Origin of the sequence: Nitrincola iocasae (genome assembly GCF_008727795.1) — a bacterium.
Classification (GTDB): domain Bacteria; phylum Pseudomonadota; class Gammaproteobacteria; order Pseudomonadales; family Balneatricaceae; genus Nitrincola; species Nitrincola iocasae.
Window position 1 is genome coordinate 3,354,096 of the sequence record NZ_CP044222.1, and the last position, 23,526, is coordinate 3,377,621.

General features: G+C 51.3%; 20 protein-coding genes and 5 tRNA genes. 15 read left to right on the forward strand and 10 right to left on the reverse strand.

Annotated features, from left to right (window positions below; translation table 11 throughout):
* Positions 1-10: 10 nt before the first annotated feature.
* From F5I99_RS15450 to F5I99_RS15475, 6 genes are all read right to left on the reverse strand, one after another.
* Positions 11-1,810, reverse strand: coding sequence for an acyl-CoA dehydrogenase C-terminal domain-containing protein (locus tag F5I99_RS15450; RefSeq protein WP_151057531.1), 1,800 nt, complete (start codon positions 1,808-1,810; stop codon positions 11-13).
* Positions 1,811-1,934: 124 nt separating this feature from the next.
* Complete coding sequence (locus F5I99_RS15455) at positions 1,935-2,159, reverse strand: hypothetical protein (protein WP_151057532.1); 225 nt, start codon at positions 2,157-2,159, stop codon at positions 1,935-1,937.
* A gap of 30 nt (positions 2,160-2,189) precedes the next feature.
* Positions 2,190-2,498: a hypothetical protein gene (locus F5I99_RS15460; protein ID WP_151057534.1), complete on the reverse strand. Its 309-nt coding sequence runs from the start codon at positions 2,496-2,498 to the stop codon at positions 2,190-2,192.
* A gap of 59 nt (positions 2,499-2,557) precedes the next feature.
* Positions 2,558-4,939 carry an efflux RND transporter permease subunit gene (locus tag F5I99_RS15465; protein WP_151057536.1) on the reverse strand — a complete coding sequence of 794 codons (2,382 nt, stop codon included), beginning with the start codon at positions 4,937-4,939 and terminating at the stop codon, positions 2,558-2,560.
* Positions 4,936-5,994: a YCF48-related protein gene (locus F5I99_RS15470; protein WP_191905870.1), complete on the reverse strand. Its 1,059-nt coding sequence runs from the start codon at positions 5,992-5,994 to the stop codon at positions 4,936-4,938. Before F5I99_RS15470 ends, F5I99_RS15465 begins: the two co-directional genes overlap by 4 nt.
* Before the next feature lie 85 nt (positions 5,995-6,079).
* On the reverse strand, positions 6,080-7,264 hold the full coding sequence (locus F5I99_RS15475) for an acetyl-CoA C-acyltransferase family protein (RefSeq protein WP_151057540.1): 1,185 nt from the start codon (positions 7,262-7,264) through the stop codon (positions 6,080-6,082).
* Between the two features lie 236 nt (positions 7,265-7,500).
* Here F5I99_RS15475 and F5I99_RS15480 point away from each other — a divergent pair, with 236 nt between their 5' ends.
* From F5I99_RS15480 to F5I99_RS15490, 3 genes are read left to right on the forward strand one after another with little or no spacing between them, the layout of a single operon-like run.
* A complete protein-coding gene (locus F5I99_RS15480) occupies positions 7,501-9,207 on the forward strand; it encodes a potassium/proton antiporter (RefSeq protein ID WP_151057542.1) in 1,707 nt (568 codons plus the stop codon).
* A 29-nt stretch (positions 9,208-9,236) separates the two neighbouring features.
* Positions 9,237-9,734 (forward strand): SixA phosphatase family protein, encoded by a 498-nt coding sequence (locus F5I99_RS15485; RefSeq protein WP_151057544.1) that lies wholly within the window; start codon positions 9,237-9,239, stop codon positions 9,732-9,734.
* Positions 9,735-9,765: 31 nt separating this feature from the next.
* The gene (locus F5I99_RS15490) at positions 9,766-10,722 is read left to right on the forward strand and encodes an AEC family transporter (RefSeq protein ID WP_151057546.1); all 957 of its coding nucleotides are present in this window, start codon (positions 9,766-9,768) and stop codon (positions 10,720-10,722) included.
* Here F5I99_RS15490 and F5I99_RS15495 read toward each other — a convergent pair.
* Genes F5I99_RS15495 through hemA form a run of 4 tightly spaced genes read right to left on the reverse strand, consistent with a single transcriptional unit; the run spans position 10,719 to position 14,661 of the window.
* A complete protein-coding gene (locus F5I99_RS15495) occupies positions 10,719-11,471 on the reverse strand; it encodes a molybdopterin-synthase adenylyltransferase MoeB (protein WP_151057548.1) in 753 nt (250 codons plus the stop codon). The two genes, F5I99_RS15490 and F5I99_RS15495, sit on opposite strands and share 4 nt — an antisense overlap.
* Entirely contained in the window at positions 11,458-12,291 is an 834-nt protein-coding gene (gene prmC, locus F5I99_RS15500) for a peptide chain release factor N(5)-glutamine methyltransferase (RefSeq protein ID WP_151057550.1), read from the reverse strand. Before prmC ends, F5I99_RS15495 begins: the two co-directional genes overlap by 14 nt.
* Positions 12,281-13,369: a peptide chain release factor 1 gene (gene prfA, locus F5I99_RS15505; RefSeq protein ID WP_151057552.1), complete on the reverse strand. Its 1,089-nt coding sequence runs from the start codon at positions 13,367-13,369 to the stop codon at positions 12,281-12,283. Before prfA ends, prmC begins: the two co-directional genes overlap by 11 nt.
* A gap of 11 nt (positions 13,370-13,380) precedes the next feature.
* A complete protein-coding gene (hemA, locus tag F5I99_RS15510; protein ID WP_151057554.1) occupies positions 13,381-14,661 on the reverse strand; it encodes a glutamyl-tRNA reductase in 1,281 nt (426 codons plus the stop codon).
* A gap of 206 nt (positions 14,662-14,867) precedes the next feature.
* Between hemA and F5I99_RS15515 the strand changes: the two genes are divergently transcribed.
* From F5I99_RS15515 to F5I99_RS15570, 12 genes are all read left to right on the forward strand, one after another.
* On the forward strand, positions 14,868-16,583 hold the full coding sequence (locus F5I99_RS15515) for a tetratricopeptide repeat protein (protein ID WP_151057556.1): 1,716 nt from the start codon (positions 14,868-14,870) through the stop codon (positions 16,581-16,583).
* 4 nt (positions 16,584-16,587) lie between these two features.
* Positions 16,588-17,172 (forward strand): lipoprotein insertase outer membrane protein LolB, encoded by a 585-nt coding sequence (lolB, locus tag F5I99_RS15520; RefSeq protein ID WP_191905871.1) that lies wholly within the window; start codon positions 16,588-16,590, stop codon positions 17,170-17,172.
* 120 nt (positions 17,173-17,292) lie between these two features.
* Positions 17,293-17,368: transfer RNA gene (locus F5I99_RS15525), tRNA-Gln, on the forward strand.
* Positions 17,369-17,437: 69 nt separating this feature from the next.
* Entirely contained in the window at positions 17,438-18,379 is a 942-nt protein-coding gene (locus F5I99_RS15530; protein WP_151057560.1) for a ribose-phosphate pyrophosphokinase, read from the forward strand.
* 146 nt (positions 18,380-18,525) lie between these two features.
* Complete coding sequence (locus F5I99_RS15535) at positions 18,526-19,110, forward strand: 50S ribosomal protein L25/general stress protein Ctc (RefSeq protein WP_151057562.1); 585 nt, start codon at positions 18,526-18,528, stop codon at positions 19,108-19,110.
* 27 nt (positions 19,111-19,137) lie between these two features.
* Positions 19,138-19,725 (forward strand): aminoacyl-tRNA hydrolase, encoded by a 588-nt coding sequence (pth, locus tag F5I99_RS15540; RefSeq protein WP_151057564.1) that lies wholly within the window; start codon positions 19,138-19,140, stop codon positions 19,723-19,725.
* Between the two features lie 19 nt (positions 19,726-19,744).
* On the forward strand, positions 19,745-20,836 hold the full coding sequence (gene ychF, locus F5I99_RS15545) for a redox-regulated ATPase YchF (protein ID WP_151057566.1): 1,092 nt from the start codon (positions 19,745-19,747) through the stop codon (positions 20,834-20,836).
* Positions 20,837-20,932: 96 nt separating this feature from the next.
* A tRNA-Met gene (locus F5I99_RS15550) sits at positions 20,933-21,009 on the forward strand.
* A gap of 19 nt (positions 21,010-21,028) precedes the next feature.
* Positions 21,029-21,103: transfer RNA gene (locus tag F5I99_RS15555), tRNA-Gln, on the forward strand.
* 14 nt (positions 21,104-21,117) lie between these two features.
* Positions 21,118-21,194 (forward strand) — tRNA-Met (locus F5I99_RS15560).
* 6 nt (positions 21,195-21,200) lie between these two features.
* Positions 21,201-21,276 (forward strand) — tRNA-Gln (locus F5I99_RS15565).
* A gap of 120 nt (positions 21,277-21,396) precedes the next feature.
* A complete protein-coding gene (locus tag F5I99_RS15570; protein WP_151057568.1) occupies positions 21,397-23,520 on the forward strand; it encodes a sensor domain-containing phosphodiesterase in 2,124 nt (707 codons plus the stop codon).
* Positions 23,521-23,526 lie beyond the last annotated feature (6 nt).

Consider the following 23,526-nt stretch of genomic DNA (forward strand, 5'->3'; position numbering starts at 1 on the left):
TGCCCAGGCATCAGAAAGCAAAGTGCTCTGAATCCAGTTCCATCAGATTGTCGGCACCGGACAACATCACTTCGGCCAGTGTTCGTGTGCGCGGTAGTAAGCGCTCAAAGTAGAAACGCGCCGTTTTCAGTTTGGCGTGATAGAAATCGGCATCACTGGGGTTTTCTGCCAATTTGCGCATTGCCACTTCCGCTTGACGCGCCCATAGCCAGGCGAGGGTGATATAACCGGAATACATCAGATATTCGACAGATGCAGCCCCGACCTCTTCACGGTTTTTCATCGCTTTCATACCGATCTGCAGTGTCAAATCGCCCCACTCTTTATTTAAGCGCGACAAGGCACTGACAAACGGCTGCATCGGCTCATTATCTGCTTGAGACTGACAGAATTTATGGATAATTTTTGTGAAGCGCTTGAGTAGCTCACCCTGAGACATCAACACTTTACGACCTAAAAGATCCAGTGCCTGGACCTGCGTAGTACCTTCATAAATGGTGGCAATACGGGCGTCACGCAGGTTCTGCTCCATACCCCACTCGGCAATGTAGCCATGCCCACCAAACACTTGCACCCCGTGACTGGCTGATTCCAGACCGGTTTCGGTCAGAAACGCTTTGGCAATAGGCGTCAATAACGACAGTAGATCTTCGGCTTCCTGTTTCTCTTCCGGTGTTTCTGCTAATTTGGAACGGTCTACCTGCTGAGCAGCGAAATAAATGAGAGCACGACCGCCCTCCGCAAAGGCTTTCTGAGTCAGCAGCATGCTGCGTACGGCTGGATGAACAATAATAGGGTCCGCTGCTTTATCCGGATTTTTGGGGCCGCTCAAGGCACGCATCTGTAAACGGTCACGTGCGTAAGCAAGCGAATTCTGAAAGCCCCACTCTGTATGTGACAAGCCCTGCAACGCTGTACCAATACGTGCCGTGTTCATAAAGGTGAACATGCAGTTAAGGCCTTTGTTAGCCGGGCCAATAAGATAACCGGTAGCATTATCAAAATTCATTACACAGGTAGCATTGCCGTGGATACCCATCTTGTGCTCGATGGAACCGCAACTGACCGCATTGCGCTCACCGACATTACCCTCGGCATCAGGCAGGAACTTGGGCACAATGAACAGCGAAATGCCTTTGGTACCGGCGGGTGCATCCGGCAGGCGTGCCAGCACGATATGAACAATATTACCGGCAAGATCATGCTCACCTGCGGAGATGAATATTTTGGTGCCGCTAATACGATAGCTGCCATCGTCGGCAGGTTCCGCTTTGGTGCGCAGCATGCCCAGGTCAGTACCGCAGTGTGCTTCGGTCAAACACATGGTACCGGTCCACTCACCTGAGACCAGTTTGGTCAGATAGGTCTGCTTCTGCTCCTGGGTACCGTGGGCTTCAAGGGTGTTCATCGCTCCATGACTCAGCCCTGGATACATGCTCCAGGACCAGTTAGCACTGCCGACCATCTCATTGATAAAAATCCCCAACGACTCCGGCAATCCCTGGCCACCCCACTCAGGATCATGAGCCAGTGACGGCCAGCCGCCCTCAACAAAGGCCTGATAGGCTTCAGCGAATCCATCCGGCGTTGTAACCTCGCCCTCGTTAAACTGACAGCCCTGCTGGTCACCCACCTGGTTAAGCGGTGATAACACTCGTTCAGCAAATTTCGCCCCCTCTTCGAGAATGGCAGAAACCATATCCGGGGTAGCCTCTTCACAGCCGGGGAGGCTCTGGTAATGCTTTTCCAACTCCAGCACGTCATTGAGCATGAACTGCATATCACGCAGGGGAGCTTTATATTCGGCCATAACGCAAACCTCATCTTATCGTTATTGTACTTACTGTTACCTACAGAATGGACGAAGCACGGCAATCTACCAATAACAAAAGCTACCAATATTACTGACAAAAGCGCTCTGGTGATTTAAGGCACTATCTCAATGCGCTATCCAGACGAGAGACATAAGGTACGACCGAAAGCTTATCCTGTGCAGGTGAGGTAGCAAAAGCACGCACAATAGCCAGAGCCTGAATCACTTGATCTCTAGTCTCTGCAGACCAACCGGAGAGCATCTCTGGCGGTAGCTGTTGGTACCGGGTTGCCAATTGCCATAATGCTGGATTTTCACGCTCAGCCTTCAGAGCGCCATAAGCCAAAATTACCCGATCACCGATCTCAGCCCAGCGTTACGCACTGGTAAAGCCATGACTAATGACAGTTTTATTCAGCTCATAATGAAATGCTGGCTCCTGTTCGACTAGGCGTGCCACCGCTTGTTGATGCGGATTAAACGGCAATCCAGGCAAGGGCGTCATCTCTTCAAACCAGCCACTCACCCGGCCCGATGCTTCCAGCCGCGCCCCCAGAGCTTCTACATCCGGTAAACTGCTGATATAGGCCTCAATAGCTGTAGCTTCCATGCGCACAGACTCGGCCTTGAGGGGCAGCGCTATCAACAGTAGCAACAACACAACCCAAACACGTTTCGCTGACATAATTAATCCTGTAATCAAAGGTGCTTAACAGGATTTTAGCAGTGAAACGGTAAAGCGGGCTATTTACCCTCTTCATCAAATAAATCCGGCGAAGACGTCAGCTCTGGATGCGGCTTCAGGAAAGCCGTCAGCGCAGGCAGCAGAATTAACGCACCCAGCATGTTCCAAAGGAACATGAAGGTCAGCAAAATCCCCATATCGGCCTGAAATTTGATCGGCGAAAAAACCCAGAGTACCACACCGATAGCCAGGGTTAACCCGGTAAAGGCTACCGGTTTACCTGTCGTCCTGAGGGTTTCGAAGTAGGCATCCGTAAGTTTCATGCCCTGGCTCAGGTAGTTACTCAGACGTGAATAGATATAAATACCGTAATCCACGCCGATACCCACACCCAGCGCGATCACCGGTAAGGTGGCCACTTTTACACCGATACCCATCACCGCCATCAATGCCTGACACAACAAGGAGGTCAGCGCTAGCGGCAGGATAATACACAACACGGTTTTGAATGAACGGAAGGTCAGCAGACAGAGCAAACTAACTACGCCATAAACCCAAGCCAGCATCTCATACTGTGCACGCGCAATCACCTGATTGGTGGCCGCTTCAAACCCACTGTTGCCAGCCGCCAACTCAAAACGCAGTGTTTCTGAGTTATAGTTTGTGGCAAAAAGCTCCACCTCTTGGCTGACACGGTTCAAGGTATCCGCTTTATGGTCATCCAGAAACAAAATAACGGGCAGCAAAGAACAGTTGGCATTCATCAGCCCACCAGGCACATAGGCTAATGATGCATTGATAACAAACTGATTTCGGCTCAGTGCACGCCATTTAGGGTTACCCTCATTCAATCCGGCGGTAATACGCTTGGACAGGTCGGCCAGGGAAATACTGGACTGAACCCCTGGCACTGATTGCATATGGTGCTGGAAGCGTTCGACTGATGACAGGGTATTAAAATGGCTGCACTGCTCAGGTTCCGTCACAGCCATCACCACAAACACATCACTCGACGTGGAGTAGTTGGTGGTAACAAAGTTATTATCAAGATTGTAACGTGAATCGGCACGCAGCTCTGGTGCACCCTTATCCAGATCACCTATCTGCAAATCACGCGCCGCATATGCCCCAACAACTACGAGCATCAGTGCAACAATCAGCGCGGTGGATGCACCCTTACGAGTCGCAAACCAGGTTAGTGCACGCCAGTGTTCACCACCTTGATCTGACTGCATCTGGGCATGACGTATTGCCCGCTCACCCACCCCGAGATAGGACATTAGCAACGGCAGCAAAAGCAAATTGGTCAGAATGATCACCGCAACACCCAGAGAAGCGGCCACAGCCAGCTCCTGAATCACCTGAATATCGATCACCATCAGGGTAAAAAAGCCTATGCCATCAGAGACCAGTGCCGTCAATCCGGGAATATAGAGCAAGCGAAACGCACTACGTGCAGCATGCCATTTATCCGGATCATGAAGGCTCTCAAGCCGGATACTGTTGACGATTTGTACCCCGTGACTCACCGCAATAGCAAACACCAGGAAAGGTACCAGCATGGAATAGGGATCTATGCCATAACCCAGCGCATTCAACAGACCCAACTGCCAGATAACGGCAATCAACGAGCATGCCAGTGGAATCAAGGTACCGTTAATACTGCGCGAATAGAGATACAGCAGCACTAGCGTAATCAATATGGCCAGTGCAAAGAACAGTGCTACCTGTTTGGCTCCATCGATCAGATCACCAATAATCTTGGCAAATCCGGTAATATGAATACTGATATCATCGCTCTGATAGGCGTCCCTGACCAGGGTTTCCAGCCGTTCAGAAAATGCATTGTAATCAAGCCGCTCACCAGTTTCCGGATCAAAATCCAACAACGGCACTTCAATAATGGCTGAACGGAAGTCATTTGCCACCAGCCTACCAACCTGACCGGAGCGCAACACATTAATGCGCAACTGCTCCAGGCTCTCTGCACTGCCATCGTAATCCGGTGGTATCACCGGACCGCCAACAAAGCCTCGCTCAGTCACTTCAGTCCAGCGCACGTTCGGCGTCCAGATAGACTGTAAGGCAGAACGATCAACACCCGGAATAAAGAACAACTCATCAGTCACCTGGCGCAGCACATCCTGATACTCAGTATTAAAAATATCCTCACCCTGAGTTGCCACTGCCACGCGAACACTGTTCCCTAACCCGGACAAATCATTCTGATAGGTCAGGTAATTTTCAACATAGGGATGGCTAGCCGGAATCATTTTCACAAAACTGGCATCCGGACGTATCTGTACCGCCTGCCAGCCCAGCACCAGTGTTACCAGCACAAATAACGACAACACCCATGGCCGATGATGGAACAACAAGGTTTCAATCCATTGCTCGGAGCGTTGAATCGGTAACAATAAACTTTGTGCCAAACGCTTCATTGATCAGCTCCCAGCAATTGATAAGTATAAATACCTTGCTCACCAGCGAGCACCCATCCAGCCGCTATGGGCACAACGGCATTAAAGTGACGCCTAACTCCGGTATTAAGCTCTGTCAAATCCTGGTACTGTCCTCCACTGAGCAGGGTACCACCCAATCCGGCAATAGCCAGTTGTTGATTATCACTGTAGCCCCCCATGAAACTGACCGTGGTATCCACCGGTACGGCGCCCCAATCAAAACCGCCATCGGCACTGACGAATAGATGGCCACGCAGTCCCAGCGCAAATAACTTACCCTTATGTGCAACCAGATCAAAAAATGACCCCTGATAAGGAGAAGGTAGCGCATACCAGCTGTCTCCCTGATCATCTGAGCGCATCAACAGTCCAGCCTCTCCGGCAATAATCAGCGCACCATCCAGCATCGTTATCGCATTAAGATGCATCTGATCAGGATTTGGCAATCGCTCACTGATTAACTGCCAGGTTTCACCTGCATCAGTCGTTTTCAGTGCAGTCCCGTATGCGCCCAGTAAAAATCCAGTTTCAGCATCCCTGAACCAGACACGCAACAGAGGGTTCGCTGGCCCTTCTTCCAAGGCGAATTCTGCATCCTCAAGTGCGAACATTAGATCTTCTTCCAGCAGAGGATCATCCGAGGGCGTTTCTGCCAGGCTATCCAATTGAGCTTGCAGGCTCGTCACTTTTAACTCATTAAGCTGATAGCCATCGAGTTTCAAGGTCCAGTTTGCCCCTGCATCATCGGTCTGCAGCAGCACGCCGTCATGGCCGGTCGCCCAGCCACGCTCTGCAGAGGTAAAATCTACTGAGGTCAGCAGGGTCGTCACGGGCACACTGGCCTGCTGCCATTGCTGGCCCTGATCATCAGAATAGATAACCACCCCCATGTCACCGACCGCGACCAAACGATCACCAGCACGGACAATATCGGTCAGCATCACCGAAAAAGCCGCGTCTGACTGAGGTGAGGGTTGCTGCAGCCGGTCAGGCAGACCGGCGGCAAGTGGCAATACTGTGAGACTAATACCCAAAAGGCCCAGTCTTATCAGAGGTTTTAAAGTATTCAGCATGATTGTTGTTATATCGCTGTAATGTCAGTCAGTATAAAATTGCGTGTCAGACACGCTCGAAAAGAGCGGCAATGCCCTGGCCACCACCTATGCACATGGTCACCACAGCATAACGCCCCTGAATACGCTCAAGCTCATAAAGCGCTTTAACCGTAATGACCGCACCGGTTGCACCTATAGGGTGCCCAAGGGAAATACCGCTACCATTAGGATTCACCCGTTCATTCGGCAAATCCAGATCCCGGACAACAGCCAACGCTTGAGAAGCAAAGGCTTCGTTGATCTCCCAGACATCGATTTCACCAACCTGTAACACGGCCTGCTCCAATAACCGCTTAACCGCAGGCACCGGACCAATTCCCATATACTTAGGCTCCACGCCCGCAAAGGCATAACCGACCAGACGCGCCATCGGCTTCAGTCCGGAGGCTTGTAGCTCTTCACCACTGACCAATACCACCGCCGCGGCAGCATCATTTAAACCAGATGCATTACCTGGCGTTACGGAGCCATCCTTTTTAAAGGCCGGACGCAACTTATGCATATCATCGAGGGTACAGTTGTAACGCAAGTGTTCATCGGTATCGAACACCTGCTCACCTTTACGGGTTTTAATAGTGACTGGTAGGATTTGCTCTTTAAAGCGGCCCTGCTCTATGGCTGCCTGGGCACGTTGATGACTTTGTACCGCAAGTAGATCCTGATCTTCACGGCTGACATCCCACTTTTCGGCAATATTTTCAGCGGTTACGCCCATGTGTACGTTTTCAATAGGACAAGTCAGAGCACCCACCATCGAGTCCAGCACTTGCGCATCGCCCATGCGCTGCCCCCAGCGCCCTGACGGCAGCCAGTAATTAGTCCGACTCATGGACTCAGCACCGCCAGCTACGGCTGCATGGCACACACCCAGCTCAATCTGCTGAGCCGCCGAGATTATCGCCTGTAAGCCACTACCACAGAGGCGGTTAACTGTCAGAGCAGGGGTTGTATCTGCCAAGCCACCCGATATAGCGGCCACCCGGGAGATATACAGATCACGTCGTTCGGTCGGTACGACATTGCCAAACACGCAATGGCCAATATGTGCAGCTGGAACGCCACTACGACTCAGGGCTTCTGCAACAACTTTGCCTGCCAAATCAGCAGGGGGGTGATCCTTGAGTGAGCCACCAAAACCGCCTATCGCCGTTCTGACGGCGGCAACCACGTAAACATCCCGATTATTCATGGTAAGACCCTTTATTATCGCTACTTATCGGACTTAGATGACTGACAGCATCGCGCATGCGGCCATCTGCTTCAATAACACAAGCCGCCAGCCTGCCTGACAATATAGTTCAGCCTAACGAGCAACTCGGCATAACTATTCACCTTTCATCACTAAAAAGAAAGCCTGATGAAAAACAAAAGCAAGCTCAGAATATGTAATAATTACCCAGACATAACTAACGGACCGACTGTACGATGATCTTAACGCTGTTCTTTGTCGCGGTGATGCTGATGATCAGCATCCTGCTGAGCCCCCTGTCTAACCGGATAGGTCTTCCGGTGCTGCTGCTGTTTCTGGGTGTCGGCATGCTGGCCGGGCAGAACGGCTTCGGTCATCTGTTACCTGCGGATACTGAAACCACCTTTATGGTCGGGCATCTTGCCCTGGCGATCATTCTACTGGACGGCGGCATGCGCACCCGTGCAGAAACTTTCCGAGTGGGTCTGAAGCCAGCCTTAACCCTGGCAACGCTTGGCGTGGTGATCACCGCGGGTATTACCGGTCTTGCCGCCGTCTGGATTCTGGACCTGCCACTGATCTACGGCCTACTCATAGGCACCATCATCTCCTCCACAGATGCGGCCGCTGTATTCGCTCTGCTGCAAAACCGCGGGTTACGTCTGAACCAACGTGTCAGCGCTACCCTGGAAATTGAGTCCGGCAGTAACGACCCCATGGCGATATTTTTAACCATTGTCCTACTGGAACTGATTGTGCAGGAAACCCCTCCCAGTGTATTGGATTCTGTATGGCTGCTGCTGAAACAGCTGTCGTTGGGTGGCATCGGAGGTCTACTGGGTGGTTTTATGCTGGCCTGGCTGCTCAAGCGCTTTAATCTGATTGCAGCTTTTTATCCGCTCTTGGTCACAGCCACCGGACTGAGCGTATTCTCAGCCACTTATCTGTTAGATGGCAGTGGCTTTCTGGCTATCTATCTGATGGGGGTTATTGTCGGAAACCGACAGGTCAAAAAAATGGAAGATATTCTTCAGGTACATGACGGGCTCGCCTGGCTGGCACAACTCTGTCTGTTTCTAATGCTGGGCCTGCTGCTGGCACCGGAAGAAAAAATGAGCCATATCACTGAGGGGGTTTTGCTCGGTGGTGTATTGATCCTGATAGCCCGTCCGCTGGCAGTAGCACTGACTCTCTGGCCATTTGGCTTTCGCCTCAAGGAACAGGTTTTTATCTCCTGGGTGGGCCTGCGCGGTGCAGTCCCCATTGTACTGGCGCTATTTCCGCTAATGGCAGGCATACCAGATGCCACCATTTTCCCAACGATAGCCTTTATTGTTGTCATCATGTCACTGCTGGTACAGGGCACCACGCTGGCCGCTTCAGCCCGCTGGCTGAAACTGGAACTGCCTGCACAACCTAAAGCGATGCAACACAGTCAACTGGAGTGGAGCGATGGCACGGAACACCAGCTGATGCTGTTTGAACTGGATGGTGAGCACTGGACACCACCGCGCACCCTGAGTGGCATTCGTCTGCCTGAAGGCATTGTCATCTGTGCATTGTTACGGGAGAACCAACTCATACCCTGGCACAGTGACGTAAAACTGGCGGGTGGGGATCGATTGGCCGTGATCGGGCCAGAAGAAACAGAGCTGGCACTGGCCAAGTTATTTAGTTCAGCAGAATCCATCCCGGCGTTGCGCGAAAATGTGTTCTTTGGTCTGTTTGAGCTGAATGGAGACATTCTAATCAAAGACCTGCAGGCCAGTTTTGGCATTCAGGTGAACGATGGCAACCCTGAGCAATCACTGGCCGATTATGTTGCAACTCATTTGCCGAACCATCCGGTTGTGGGTGACAGAGTGCGTATTGGCCCCGTGACACTAGTCGTCAAGGCCATGCAGGGTGATACTGTTATCAGAGTCGGTCTGAAAATTTCCTGATCTGTAACTGTTACATTCAAGGTGATCTAATGAAATATCTGACATTGGTACGCCATGCGAAATCAAGCTGGAAAGATCCTAGCCTAAGTGATTACCAACGCCCCCTGAACAAACGAGGGCTTCGCGACCTGCCGGCATTGTGTGAACGCCTGGCAGGCTTTAAACTTCTACCTGACAGGCTGATCTATAGCCCGGCCAGACGCACTCAAACCACAGCAGAAGGTATCATACATAAGCTGTCTATCGCGGCTGACATGGTTTTACCCTGTGCCTCAGTGTATGAAGCCACGGCAACCGAGCTACTCAATCTGATCAGATCAGAAGCAGATAACACAGACCATCTGATGCTGGTAGGTCACAATCCGGGGCTTCAGGATCTCGGCGACTTGCTCAGCGGGGAAGCAGTACCCCACTTACCAACCAGCGCCGTCCTGCATCTGGCACTGCACATTGATCATTGGCAAGAGGCAGGCCCTGCTACTGCCACCTGCCAGCTACTGGATTATCCTGGGCTACACGCGCAGTGAATATTAACTTTTCTAATTAATGGATAACATTGTGGATCTTTACCTGACGTCATTGGGTTTCACTGCCAGCATTGTGACCCCGATATTTTTTATTGTATTTCTGGGCTTTATTCTGCGGCGCACGGGACTGATCGACGCCAATTTTGTCAGCGTCAGTTCCAAGCTGGTGTTTACCATCACCCTGCCGGCGCTGGTATTTATGTCGATTGCACAGATGGACTTCCACGCGGTATTTAATCCCGGTCAGTTGACCTATGTTATCCTCGGCACCCTGAGCACCTTTGTGCTGATCTGGTGGCTGGCCGCCCGCTGGATCACAAACCCTGCTGACCTGGGTGCGTTTATCCAAGGTGCCTTTCGCAGTAATTATGGCATTATCGGGCTGGCTGTCTGCTTCAACCTGTTTGGTGAATCCGGTCTGGCCCAAGCCTCGCTGCTGTTGGCACTGGTTATCCCGATGTATAACGTGCTGGCGATTCTCTGTCTGACACTGCCCATGCGCCGCAGTCAATCGGTCAGTCTGCTATCCACATTGTTTGAGATCGCCAAAAACCCATTGATTCTGGCGGTCGTCTTCGCCCTGCCGATTTCATATATGGGTATCCAGTTACCTGATGTAGTTGCCACTACTGGGCGCTATTTTGCCAATCTGACCTTACCCCTGGCCCTGCTGGCCATTGGCGGTACGCTGAATCTGAAAAGCCTGCGCGACAGCTCAGTACAAGCCTTCTGGGCAACCAGCACCAAATTGGTGTTTCTACCACTGGTACTGACCACAGGCGCCTGGCTGGTCGGTTTCAGGGCCCAGGAGTTAACCATTATGATGGTATTGTTTGCCTGTCCAACAGCTGCAGCAAGCTTTGTAATGGCCAAGACGATGGGCGCCAATGCCGAACTCTCAGCCAACATTATTCTGACCACTACGCTCGGTTCGGTAATCACACTGAGTATTGCCATCTATCTGGCCAGTCTACTGGGCTGGGTTTAACCCGCCCCACAGACTGGGCATTGTGGCTCCGCTGACAGACGCATTTCTCGCCACTCCATGCGCCGCCCATCCAGAAGCAGCAAACGCCCGGTTAAGGATTTGCCAGCACCTGCAAGCAGCTTAATGGCTTCCATCGCCTGTACAGAGCCGATAATACCCACTAGCGGGGCCAATACGCCGGATTCTGAACAACTCAGAGCCTGATCATCTCCCTGAGGATAAAGACACTGATAACAGGGTGATTCCGGGTTACGTGGATCAAATACACTGACCTGCCCATCAAAACGTATGGCCGCGCCAGATACCAGTGGTTTGCCTGCAGCAAAACAAGCCGCATTAAGGGCAAAGCGGGTAGTGAAATTATCACTGCAGTCCAGCACCAGATCGACCTTCGCGACTACATCAGCCATGCTGTCGGCATCCAGGCGCTGACACAGCGCATGCACTTGAACATCCGGATTCACAGCCTGGAGGGCCAGTTTAGCGGAGTCGACTTTTGATTCGCCGATCCGCTCGGTAGTATGTACAATCTGGCGCTGCAGATTGGAAAGATCGACCAGATCGTCATCAACCAGCCATAGCTCTCCCACTCCAGCTGCTGCCAGGTAGAGACTGACCGGGCTGCCTAATCCACCCAGCCCGACAATTAACACCCGACTGTTTAGCAGTCGTTGTTGCCCATCGATATCGATATCCGGCAACATAATTTGCCGACTGTAGCGCAACAACTGCTCATCACTCAGGAGCATAACACCCTCCACTTATACGTTCATGGCCGTTCAGATCTCGCTGAGTAAAGCTTAACTGAAAACCGGCGGCATCCAATTGCGCACGTACCGCCGCGCCCTGATCATAGCCATGCTCAAACACCAACCATCCGCCAGCAACCAGGTAGTTAGGCACTTGAGCGATAATATCGATGATATCAGCCATGCCTTGCTGTTCAGCGACCAGTGCTGAACGGGGCTCATAACGTACATCACCCTGTGTCAGACAGGTATGTGCAGAGTCTATATAAGGAGGGTTACTAAGGATCAGATCATAACGCCCCGAAAGGGGTGAACACCAACTACCCGCCAGAATCTGAACATTATTGATACCTAAGCGGTGTGCATTGCGCTGCGCTAACAATACCGCACCCGACTGCAATTCTGTGGCATCTATGTTCCAGTCAGGACGCTCACTGGCCAGCGCTAACGCAATCGCACCAGTGCCTGTACCCAGATCAGCCACGCGAACAGGCTGATCTGAAAACTGCTGCAACGTCCACTCAATCAACAACTCGGTTTCAGGGCGGGGAATCAGGGTCTCAGGGCTTACCTCCAGATCCAAAGTCCAAAACCCCTGGCGTCCAGTCAGATGCGCAACCGGCTCTCCGGCGACACGACGCTCAAACAACTGCGCATAGGTCTGCTGTTGTGACTGACTCAGCTCGGCGTCTGGCCAGGCATATAGGTAGCTACGCGGTTTGTTAAGTAGATGGCACAGCAATAACTCACAATCCAGTCGCGGCGTTTCACTCAAGCCGCTCAGTTGTTCACTGAGCGCAAGCGCCTGATCAACCCTCATCACTCAGGCTACCTAATTGTTCTGCCTGATACTCGTTGCGCAAGGGCTCAATCACCGCTGCCAGATCACCGCTCATCACTTCATTGAGCTTGTAGAGTGTCAGATTAATACGGTGATCGGTGACCCGCCCCTGAGGAAAATTATAGGTACGAATACGTTCTGAACGGTCACCACTTCCCACCAGACTTTTGCGTGTTGAGGCCTGAGCAGCCTGCTGCCGGTCAGTCTCAGCCTGTTGCAGACGCGAAGCCAGCAATGCCATAGCCTTGGCCCGGTTCTTATGTTGAGAGCGCTCATCCTGACATTCCACCACCACTCCGGTAGGCAGATGGGTAATGCGGATGGCTGAGTCGGTTTTGTTAATATGCTGGCCACCAGCTCCCGATGCCCGGAAAGTATCTATGCGCAGATCGGCTTTATTGATTTCAATCGCTGCCGCTTCATCCAGCTCCGGCATGACTGCAACGGTACAAGCTGAAGTATGGATGCGTCCCTGGGACTCAGTGTCAGGCACCCGCTGTACCCGATGAGCTCCGGATTCGAACTTCAACCGGGCATACACCTGCTGACCACTGATGAGGCTCACCACCTCTTTAAAGCCACCATGTTCACCCTCGCTGGCGCTGATCATCTCTACACGCCAACCCTGCAACTCCGCATAACGAAGATACATACGGTAGAGATCACCCGCAAAAATAGCCGCTTCATCGCCCCCTGTGCCGGCACGAATTTCGATGAACGCATTGCGGTTGTCATTTGGGTCTTTCGGCAAGAGCAATAGTTGCAATGCGTGTTCAAGACTCGTGCGCGACTCTATTGCGGCGGAGATTTCTTCTTCAGCCATGGCGCGCATTTCAGCATCTGGATCCTGAGCCATCAGTTGCGCTTCACGCAGATCCTCACCCGCCTGAAGCCAAGCCTTATAATGTTCAACCACCGGCTCCAGCTCAGCATACTCCATAGAATAGCGACGAAAGCTATTCTGGTCACTGATCACACCCGCATCACTCAGCAAGGCTGACAGTTCTTCAAAGCGATCGGCCAGGGTCTCCAGACGGTTCTGTATCGATGTTTTCATCAATGGCGGTCTCAGTCCTGTTGCTTCGGCAGATCGATGCCAGGAAGTTGAAAAAGTTCTTTCACGGATTTTTGCAGATCATCCCGCCCTTCAGCCGAAGCATCTCTGAGGCTGACAGTCGGCTGATGCAGTAATTTATTCGTCAGGCCACGCGCCAGCATATCTAACACCTGCTCTGGGGGCTTGCCAGCCTGCAGCTGACGCTGAGCTTTTTCCAGCGCAACCTCACAGAGACTATGCGCATGCAGGCGCAGGGAGGTAACGGTGTCCACCACATCCAGCTCACGCAACTGACGCATAAATTCGTGTGCGCCGGCTTCAATGATCTGCTCGGCTTCGCGTGCAGCGGATTCTCGCCCGCGCTGATTCTCTTCGATCACTTCGGTCAGATCATCAACCGTATACAGATAGACATCATCCAACTGTCCAACCTGGGGCTCAATATCACGAGGTACAGCAATGTCTACCATGAACACGGGTTTGTGCCGACGTTTCTTTAACGCACTCTCTACAGCACCCTTACCCAGAATAGGCAATTGACTGGCAGTAGAAGAGATGATGATATCAATATCCGGCAATACCGAAGGGATATCACCCAAGGCGATCGCTTTACCATCAAACAAGGCCGCCAGATCCAGTGCTCGACCCAGTGTACGGTTAGCAACTGTCAGATTGCGGACGCCGGCACGATACAGGTGCCTGGCGACCAGCTCAATGGTTTCACCCGCACCGATCAACAGCGCCCGAGATTCACTCAGATCAGCAAAAATATGCTGTGCCATACTGACAGCGGCATAAGCTACAGATACGGGGTTCTGACCAATCGCCGTATGCGTTCTGACTTGTTTAGCAACATTAAAAGCATGGCGGAATAAACGCCCCAATTCAGAACCAATAAAGCCTTCTTCCTGAGAAACACTGTAAGCCGATTTAAGCTGACCCAAAATCTGAGGTTCACCCAACACCAGCGAATCCAGCCCGGAAGCCACTCGCATCATGTGCCGTGCCGCGTCATCACCTTCAAAACAATAGCTGCACTCACTCAGCCTGACCACATCAAGATCATGATAATGCGCCAGCCATTGCAGTAGCTTCTGAGCGCAAGCATCACCTTCTGCACTACTGTAAACCTCAGTTCGGTTACAGGTCGACAAAATAGCGACTTCCTTCAAACCCGCCAGTTTACAGGCATCTTGCATGGCCTGAGCAAGGTTTTCCGGCGCAAACGCCACCCGCTCACGCACCTCAACCGGTGCCGTCTTGTGATTAATACCTAATGCCAGCAGTGTCATAGAAATGGATACGCAACCAACTACCTTAAAATAAGCCGCCTATCATACACCTTTACGCTGCGCTGATTAAGCCACCCTTCAAAGACTGTGGCGATAAAACCACCGAAGCCTCTGGCACGTAAGCAAACACAATGATGTGCAATCGACAAACAGACTAAAATTCCTCTATAGTGCAGTGGCGTCTCGATCGCTGAAGGATAGTTGATATGAACAAAACGCTGCTAGGGCTTCTAGCCGGTACATTGCTTACCGGATGTACAGGTTTGCCGAATGAAAACTCGACAACAACCACCCATGAAGTGGTTGACTTGCCACTACCCGAGGTCAGCTATCAGCCGGGTGAACTCAACCGTGAAATACTGTTTGATTTGCTAAGCGCCGAAATGGGTGGTCATCATGGCCGCTACGACCAAGCTTTAGCCAGCTATCTCAAACAGGCACGCTTGACCGGCGATGCAGGCATAGCCGAACGCGCCACACGCATTGCCCAATTCATGCGTGACAGCGAAGCGGTTGTCAGCAGCGCCAGCATCTGGGCTGAAGCCGCACCGGATAATAGTGAACCCAGAGAGCTGCTCGCAGGCATTCTGCTTCATGAAGGTCGCTTTGATGAAGCGCTTCCCTGGCTTGAATCTGTATTAAGCGATTCCGACTCGGATGCCGCCTTACTAATCAGTTCACAAACCGAGTCCATTGATCCGGATATTGCCAGTCATTACCTGGAGCTACTCAATAAAATTCTCCAGGACCAACCCGACCGAACTGACCTTCACCTGGCCTCAGGGCTACTATACCTGCGCCTGGACGATCCTAGCTCAGCCATGCGCTCGTTTGACCGAGGGCTTGCGATAGAACCTTACCAACCCCAGTTGGTCATGCAAAAAGTAGAATTGCTGCGACAGCAAGACCAGATCGCCCCCGCATTACAACTCGTCAGCCGGGCGGCTCTGCGTCATCAAAACAACAACCAACTACAGATACAACAGGCACAGTTACTGATACTGTCGGGCAATTTTCGCCGGGCCGAGCGAATGATGGCTGAACTGCTTGAGCTTAGACCGCAAGATACCCAGTTGCACCTCTATTTTGCCTTACTGCTGCTTGATCATGAACACTATGAAAGCAGCCGCGAACTACTGGAAGCACTTAAAGAAAAAGACCCACAGAATAGTGAAGTTGATTTCTACCTTGGGCATTTGGCACAACAACTAGGTGAACGTGACACCGCTCTATTCCACTATAGCGCCGTTAACGAAGGCAGCACATTTCTGCAGGCTCAAGCAAACTCGCTTGAGTTACTTAACAGCGCAAATGACCGCGAGCTGGCGGAGAACACTATCAGCCAAGCCATCAGTCGTCAGCCCGGTCTGAGAACCGGGCTGGTCATCATGCTGGCAGAATGGTACAAGGCCCACAATTTTACTCAGGTGGCTCTGCAACGCCTGAACAGCGAACTGCAAAAAACACCTAATGACACGCGCCTGCTTTATACCCGCGCCCTCTTTCATGAGTCAGACCAGCCCCAGCAGGCACTCCTGGATCTGCGTAGAGCACTGGAACTAGAGCCAACCAACCCCATGTACCAGAACGCGCTAGGCTATACGCTGACACAGTACACTCAACGCTATGAAGAAGCTCACAGCCTTATTGCGCAAGCACTGGAGCAACAACCCAATGATCCGGCCACACTGGACTCTATGGGCTGGGTACTGTTCAAACTGGAGCGCACTGAGGAAGCCCTGTCTTTTCTGCGGCGCGCTTATTCAGCTTACCCGGACTCCGAAGTCGCTGCTCACCTGATACGCGTATTGCATAAACTTGAACACAGAGAAGAAGCCCTGCAACTACTCGAAAAACATCTGCAAACCGCACCAGATAATCAGCACTTGCTCAATGCAGCTGAACAGATCGGAGCCTTCTAGGGTGATGAGGCGACTACTGCTCGGTATTAGCCTGCTACTACTTTCTGCCTGCAGCGTTTCGCCACGACTACCGGCACCAGATACGCAGGAACAGGCGTTCATCTACCAGATGAATAACTGGTCCATGGATGCACGTATCAGCATTAACCGCGAAGAACGCAGCGATAATGCCAGACTCAATTGGAAACAGAAGCAAGACGATTATCGCATCAGCCTGACAGCGGGCCCATTCAATCAGTCGGTTGCCCTGATGCAAGGGCGTCCTGGTCAGGTAGAAATCCAGGTAGCCGGTGAGGATGACCGCTATGTTGCCCGCACCCCCGAAGCCCTCATGCAGGCGATACTGGGCTGGAATCTGCCAGTAAGTCATGCCGTCTGGTGGGTGCGCGGCTTGCCTGATCCTGGCCAGCCTCACGAGTCGCTGACAGCAGATACTCAGCAACACTTTCTACAAGCGGGCTGGGACATTAAAATCCTACGTTACCAGGAAATCGAGCCTGGCACCCGCCTACCTTCCCGTCTGCGAATGATGCATAATGACCTGACAGTTAATCTGGTCATCAGTCGCTGGCAGCTAAACGACGACTGATTAATAGCAAAGTCCAACAGGTTCCTCAGTCTTATCGAAGAAGAGGGTTGATTTTTGATCTGATTTTGCACAGAATACGCGCCTTCCTTTCAAGGCTGCTTTTTCTGCCGGAGGAGTTAATGGGGTATCGCCAAGTTGGTAAGGCACTGGATTCTGATTCCAGCATGCGTAGGTTCGAGTCCTACTACCCCAGCCATATATTATGATGACTGATAAATTTTCAGCACCCAAATTCCACACTGACGCTATCGAGAAGGTAAAGCGCATGTCCAGCCTGATGATCTTCACCGGTAATGCCAATCCTGAACTGGCAAAAAAGGTGGTAGAACGCTTAGACATCCCACTGGGAAAAGCTGACGTAGGTCGATTCAGTGACGGTGAAGTCAGTGTTGAAATTCAGGAAAATGTCCGCGGCAAGGATGTTTTCATTATCCAGTCAACCTGTGCACCGACCAACGACAATCTCATGGAGTTGATCGTGTTTGCGGATGCCATGCGACGTGCTTCAGCCATGCGCATCACCGCTGTCGTGCCCTATTTCGGCTATGCCCGCCAAGATCGCCGCCCACGCTCCACCCGCGTACCCATCAGCGCTAAAGTTGTAGCCAGCATGATGACCAGCGCCGGTGTTGATCGCGTACTGACAGTTGATTTGCATGCCGACCAGATCCAGGGGTTCTTCGATATCCCTGTTGATAACGTTTATGGTTCACCCGTGCTGCTGGATGACATTGTTGATCAGCATTACAATAGCTTAATGGTGGTTTCACCTGATGTAGGCGGCGTAGTCCGCGCCCGCGCTGTCGCAAAACAGCTCAACTGTGATCTAGCCATTATTGATAAGCGTCGTGAAAAAGCTAACGAATCCCAGGTAATGAACATCATTGGTGATGTAGCTGACCGCACCTGCATCCTGGTTGATGACATGTGCGATACAGCCGGGACCCTTTGCAAAGCTGCTCAGGCACTGAAAGACAAGGGCGCTGAGCGTGTAGTCGCTTATGTCACTCACCCAGTCCTCTCCGGCGCGGCCATTGCCAATATCAACGCCTCTCAATTGGATGAACTGGTCGTCACCGACACCATCCCGCTGTCACCAGCGGCAGAGAAGTGTTCAAAAATACGTCAACTGACACTGGGGCCAATGCTGGCTGAAGCCGTCAGACGTGTATGTAATGAAGAATCCATCAGCGCGATGTTCCGCTAAGGCATAACGCGCTGATCCAGATCCATATGGGTCTGGAACAACCGGTACTCACCGAGCACCGACTTTTCCCTGAATGACAGGGTAACTGAATGCTGCAAATTTCTGGTCGCGGGAATTGCAGTTTTTTAATTTTATAGGTAATACACATGTCAAAATTCGTAATTAACGCCGTAAGCCGTGAAGATCAGGGGAAGGGTGCGAGCCGCCGCCTGCGTCATCAGGGCATGGTACCGGGTATTGTTTATGGTACCGACACTCCGGTAGCCGTTTCTGTAGTGGGTAAAGATCTCTACCGCATGCTGCTGGAAGATGGTTTCTACTCATCTATCCTGACTATTCGTCTGGATGGTAATGACACGCCTGTTATTATCAAAGATCTGCAACGTCACCCAGCTAAACCGCTGGTTCTGCATGCGGATTTCCAGCGTATTGATGACAAACAGAAAATCAAAATCCAGGTACCACTGAACTTTGTAAACTTCGAAAAATCAGCTGCCTCCAAAGCCGCTGCCAAGTTTGCACCCGAAGCTTCTACCGCTGAAGTACTGTGTCTGCCAAAAGACCTGCCGGAAGCACTGGATGTTGACCTGACTAATATTGAGATGGGTCAGATTGCCCACCTGTCCGATGTTATTCTGCCAGAAGGTGTTGAAATCGTTGCACTGCGCCGTGGTGAAGATCACGACCAGGGCATCGGTTACTGCTACGCACCTCGCGGCGCTAAAAAATAATCAGCCTGATGGCTGATCAATACTGGCATGACTGACACCATTCAACTGATTGTAGGCCTGGGTAACCCCGGTGCGGAATATTCAGGAACGCGTCACAATGCCGGTGCCATTCTGGTGGAGCAGCTTGCTGCCCACCAGAACACCCCTCTGAGACCCGAAGCACGCTTTCATGGCCACTATGCCAAAGTGCTGCTTAATGGCCATCCGGTACACTTGCTAATCCCTGCTACCTTCATGAACCTTAGCGGCAAAGCAGTTGCGTCGCTGGCGAATTTTTACAAAATTCCCCCGGAAAATATCCTAGTGGTGCATGATGAACTGGATCTGCAACCTGGCACGGCTCGCCTGAAAAAAGGCGGCGGTCACGGCGGACACAATGGGCTCAGAGACATTATCACCCGACTGGGTAATAACAAGGATTTCTATCGTTTGCGCATCGGTATTGGCCACCCAGGCCATGCCAGTCAGGTTTCCGGATTTGTACTAACCCGCGCACCAGAAACTGAACGCACACAAACACAAGCAGCCATTGAGGAAGCCCTACGGCAGCTACCGCTGACGGTGGCAGGTGAATGGCAACGCGCAATGAATCAACTGCACAGCTTTTCAGGCTGACAATTAACAGGAACAGATCATGGGCTTTAAATGTGGCATCGTCGGACTGCCTAATGTCGGCAAATCGACTCTTTTCAACGCACTTACCAAAGCAGGCATCGAGGCGCAGAACTTTCCTTTCTGCACCATAGAACCCAATGCCGGCGTTGTCCCCATGCCTGATGCCCGCCTGAAAGTTCTGGCTGATATCGTCAAGCCTGAACGGGTACTTCCAACTACGATGGAATTCGTTGATATTGCTGGCCTGGTTGCGGGCGCATCCAAAGGTGAAGGGCTGGGCAATAAATTTCTCGCCAACATTCGCGAGACAGATGCGATTGCCCATGTGGTGCGCTGCTTCGAAGATGACAATGTGATTCACGTTGCCAATCAGATCGACCCCTTGGTCGATATAGAAACAATCAATCTGGAACTGGCACTGGCGGATCTGGATTCAGTAGAAAAACAGCTACAGCGCGTCACGCGCAATGCCAAAGGGGGCGACAAGGACGCTATTGCTGCCAAGGCACTGCTGGAGAAGCTACTGCCACACCTGAGCGAAGGCTATCCAGCACGCGGCCTGTCACTGAACGATGATGAACAGCGTTTGATCCAGACCTTTCACCTGCTGACCACCAAGCCGACTATGTATATTGCCAACGTGGCAGAAGATGGCTTTGAAAATAACCCACACCTGGACAAGGTACGTGAGCTCGCCGCCACAGAAGGTGCCGAACTGGTGGCTATCTGCAACAAGCTGGAATCCGAGATTGCCGAACTGGAAGATGAAGAAAAGCTGGAGTTCCTGCAAGAGATGGGCATGGAAGAAGCAGGTCTTGATCGCGTTATCCGCGCTGGCTACAGCCTGCTAGGCCTGCAAACCTACTTCACCGCCGGTGTTAAAGAAGTCCGCGCCTGGACCATCCGTATTGGCGACACAGCGCCTAAAGCCGCTGGCGTCATCCATACCGATTTTGAAAAAGGCTTTATTCGCGCTGAAGTAATCGGCTACGAGGACTTCGTTAAAGGCAAGGGCGAACAGGGCGCTAAAGAAGCGGGCAAGTGGCGCTTGGAAGGCAAGGAATATATCGTCAAAGACGGCGATGTCGTCCACTTTCGCTTTAATGTCTGATCTCTGCTAAAAAGCCCCAAGAATCAGGGTTTTTTAGCTTCAGACTGTTGACAACAAGGGCCAAAAAGCGAATAATTTGCGGCCTTGAAAGCACGTGGCAATATAGCTCAGTTGGTTAGAGCAACGCATTCATAATGCGTGGGTCGCAGGTTCGAATCCCGCTATTGCCACCAGTTTTCAGCATTCAGTTTTAGGGGTATCGCCAAGCGGTAAGGCAACGGGTTTTGATCCCGTCATGCGGAGGTTCGAATCCTCCTACCCCTGCCATTTTCAGATTTACCGGCAATGTAGCTCAGTTGGTTAGAGCAACGCATTCATAATGCGTGGGTCGCAGGTTCAAATCCCGCCATTGCCACCAGTTTACTGGGGTATCGCCAAGTTGGTAAGGCACTGGATTCTGATTCCAGCATGCGTAGGTTCGAGTCCTACTACCCCAGCCATTTTGATCTAACTCATCCTTTTTGTGTATTTTTTAATCAATCAGTTCACGAACCTGAAACTGACCGCTATACTATTATGTATTAAACTGATATTTGGCCCTTCCAGGCAGCGACAGTCCTATGAATGCTGACATACCTAGCAGCCAGTTAAACAACAATAACAATTCTGAATGTGAGCAGCGCAAGAATATATCCATCTTGTTTATAGGCTTCATGCGTGAAAAAGCTGCAACTATACAAGCCGCTCTTCAAAACGCGCGCATGGCTCCCCGTTGCCGCCTCATTGCAAACGAAAAAGAACTCACCGGCTCTCTATCTGAACGTAGCTGGGATCTGATTTTGCTCAGCAACGACCAACCCCAGGATCTTAGCTTTGCTCGCAGCGCTGCAGTGATTAAAAACCTCGATAAAGATATTCCACTGCTACTTCTATGCCGAGAGTTACCCGACGCTGATTCGCATCTGGAACTACTCGAGCAAGGCATCAATTTCGCCTGTAGTGAGGACAACGCCAAACTGACCCTAACGTATATCTATCAAGCTTACATGGCGCTGCAACAACGCCAGAGCTACCGGCACTGCGAATCCTTGTTGGAAAAAGCTGAACGTCGCATTCAAGCCCTGATAGACGACTCACGCACAGCCATCTGCTTCAGCATAGACAATAAGCTCTGTTATGCTAATGAGCGTTTCTGTGAACTATTAGGTTACAGTCAGCAAAACGATCTGCCCGAACTCAGCCTCGACAAGCTCGTTTCTCCCACTCATCGGGAGACGTTGTCTGACAGCATAAACAGTGTAATGTCGGGTGAAAAACAGATGGCAGCCATTAGTGCAGAAATTTTACGCGCCGACTCAACCCGTTTTAATGCCACATTATCACTCTACGCTGCAGTCTATTCCGAAACCGATGCCATACAGATTGATATAACGCAACACCTGGCTGATACCGAGATTTTCAATGAGATGGACCCCATCAGTGGTTTACTGAATCAGCAGGGCTTTGCCCGCCAACTGGAACAGAAGATTGCGCTAGCGCGGCAGGGTGGCAACGATGGCTTTCTATTTTATATCACCATGGACGGCTACCAGACTTTACATCAGAATATCGGCCAGGAAGGTACAGATCTATTAGCTGGTGCTATTGGAAAACTCCTCAAAAGCCTGGTGAATGAAGCCCATACGCTCGCCAGAATTGACGACAATATCTACACCCTGCTGTTATCAGATCCACACGTAGAAACAGCGAAGGGACTGGCTCGTGAGATCTGTCTAGGCGTTTCAGGTCTCAACCTGGTTCTGGGGGAGTACCAGATACAGACCAGCAGCTCTATCGGTATCACCATGATCAGCGAAAGTGCACCTCGTGCGACAGAACTACTCAGCCGTGCCGAAGCAGCGGCTAAAAGCCTGACTCAAAATGAACGTCACGGTAACGGTTACAGCTTTTTTCAATTAGATCAAAGTACTCCTGTTGTTACCACTGATGCCAAGGCAGTCCAACGGGTGGTCGATGCCATTACCCATAATCGCTTCCGTTTACTGTTTCAACCTATTGTTCCATTGGATTCAGATATTTGCGTTTCAAACTACGAAGTGCTGCTGCGACTCATTACTGAAGATGATAAAGAGATTTCTCCTAACATCTTCATGAACAGCATTTGCGATGATAATGTGCTTGCACGTATGGATATGTGGGTGCTCGAAGAGTGTGTAATGCTGATGCGTCAATCGATGGATCAAGGAAAACGCAACCGGCTTTTCATCAATATAACCGGACGAACGTTACGCAACAAATCACTGCTCCCCTGGTTCGCTGAACAGTTGCGCAGTATGCGCTTACCAGCTGATCATTTAGTTTTCCAGATCAGCGAAGCTGATGCTCTGGCATCTCCAGCCTATTACAAAGCCTTCTGCAAGGCCCTGCATAAACTACACTGTAAAATTTGTTTGAAGCACTACGGCAGCACATCGGAGTCAGACTACATTTTAGCTGATATACCCGTCGACTATATTAAACTCGACGGTAGCTATCTCAGAGACCTGAACCGAAACAGCCTGTCTACCCGGCAACTTGAGAGTGTCATAAGACCCCTCAAGAAAAAAAACATCACGTTGATTGCTCCAATGGTAGAGGACACCAGCCAAATGGGCACCCTCTTCCGGCTAGGTATACAGATGGTTCAGGGGCACTATTTACAGCCCCCACGTCATAAAATGGATTATGCTTTTTTTGACGAGTGAAACAGC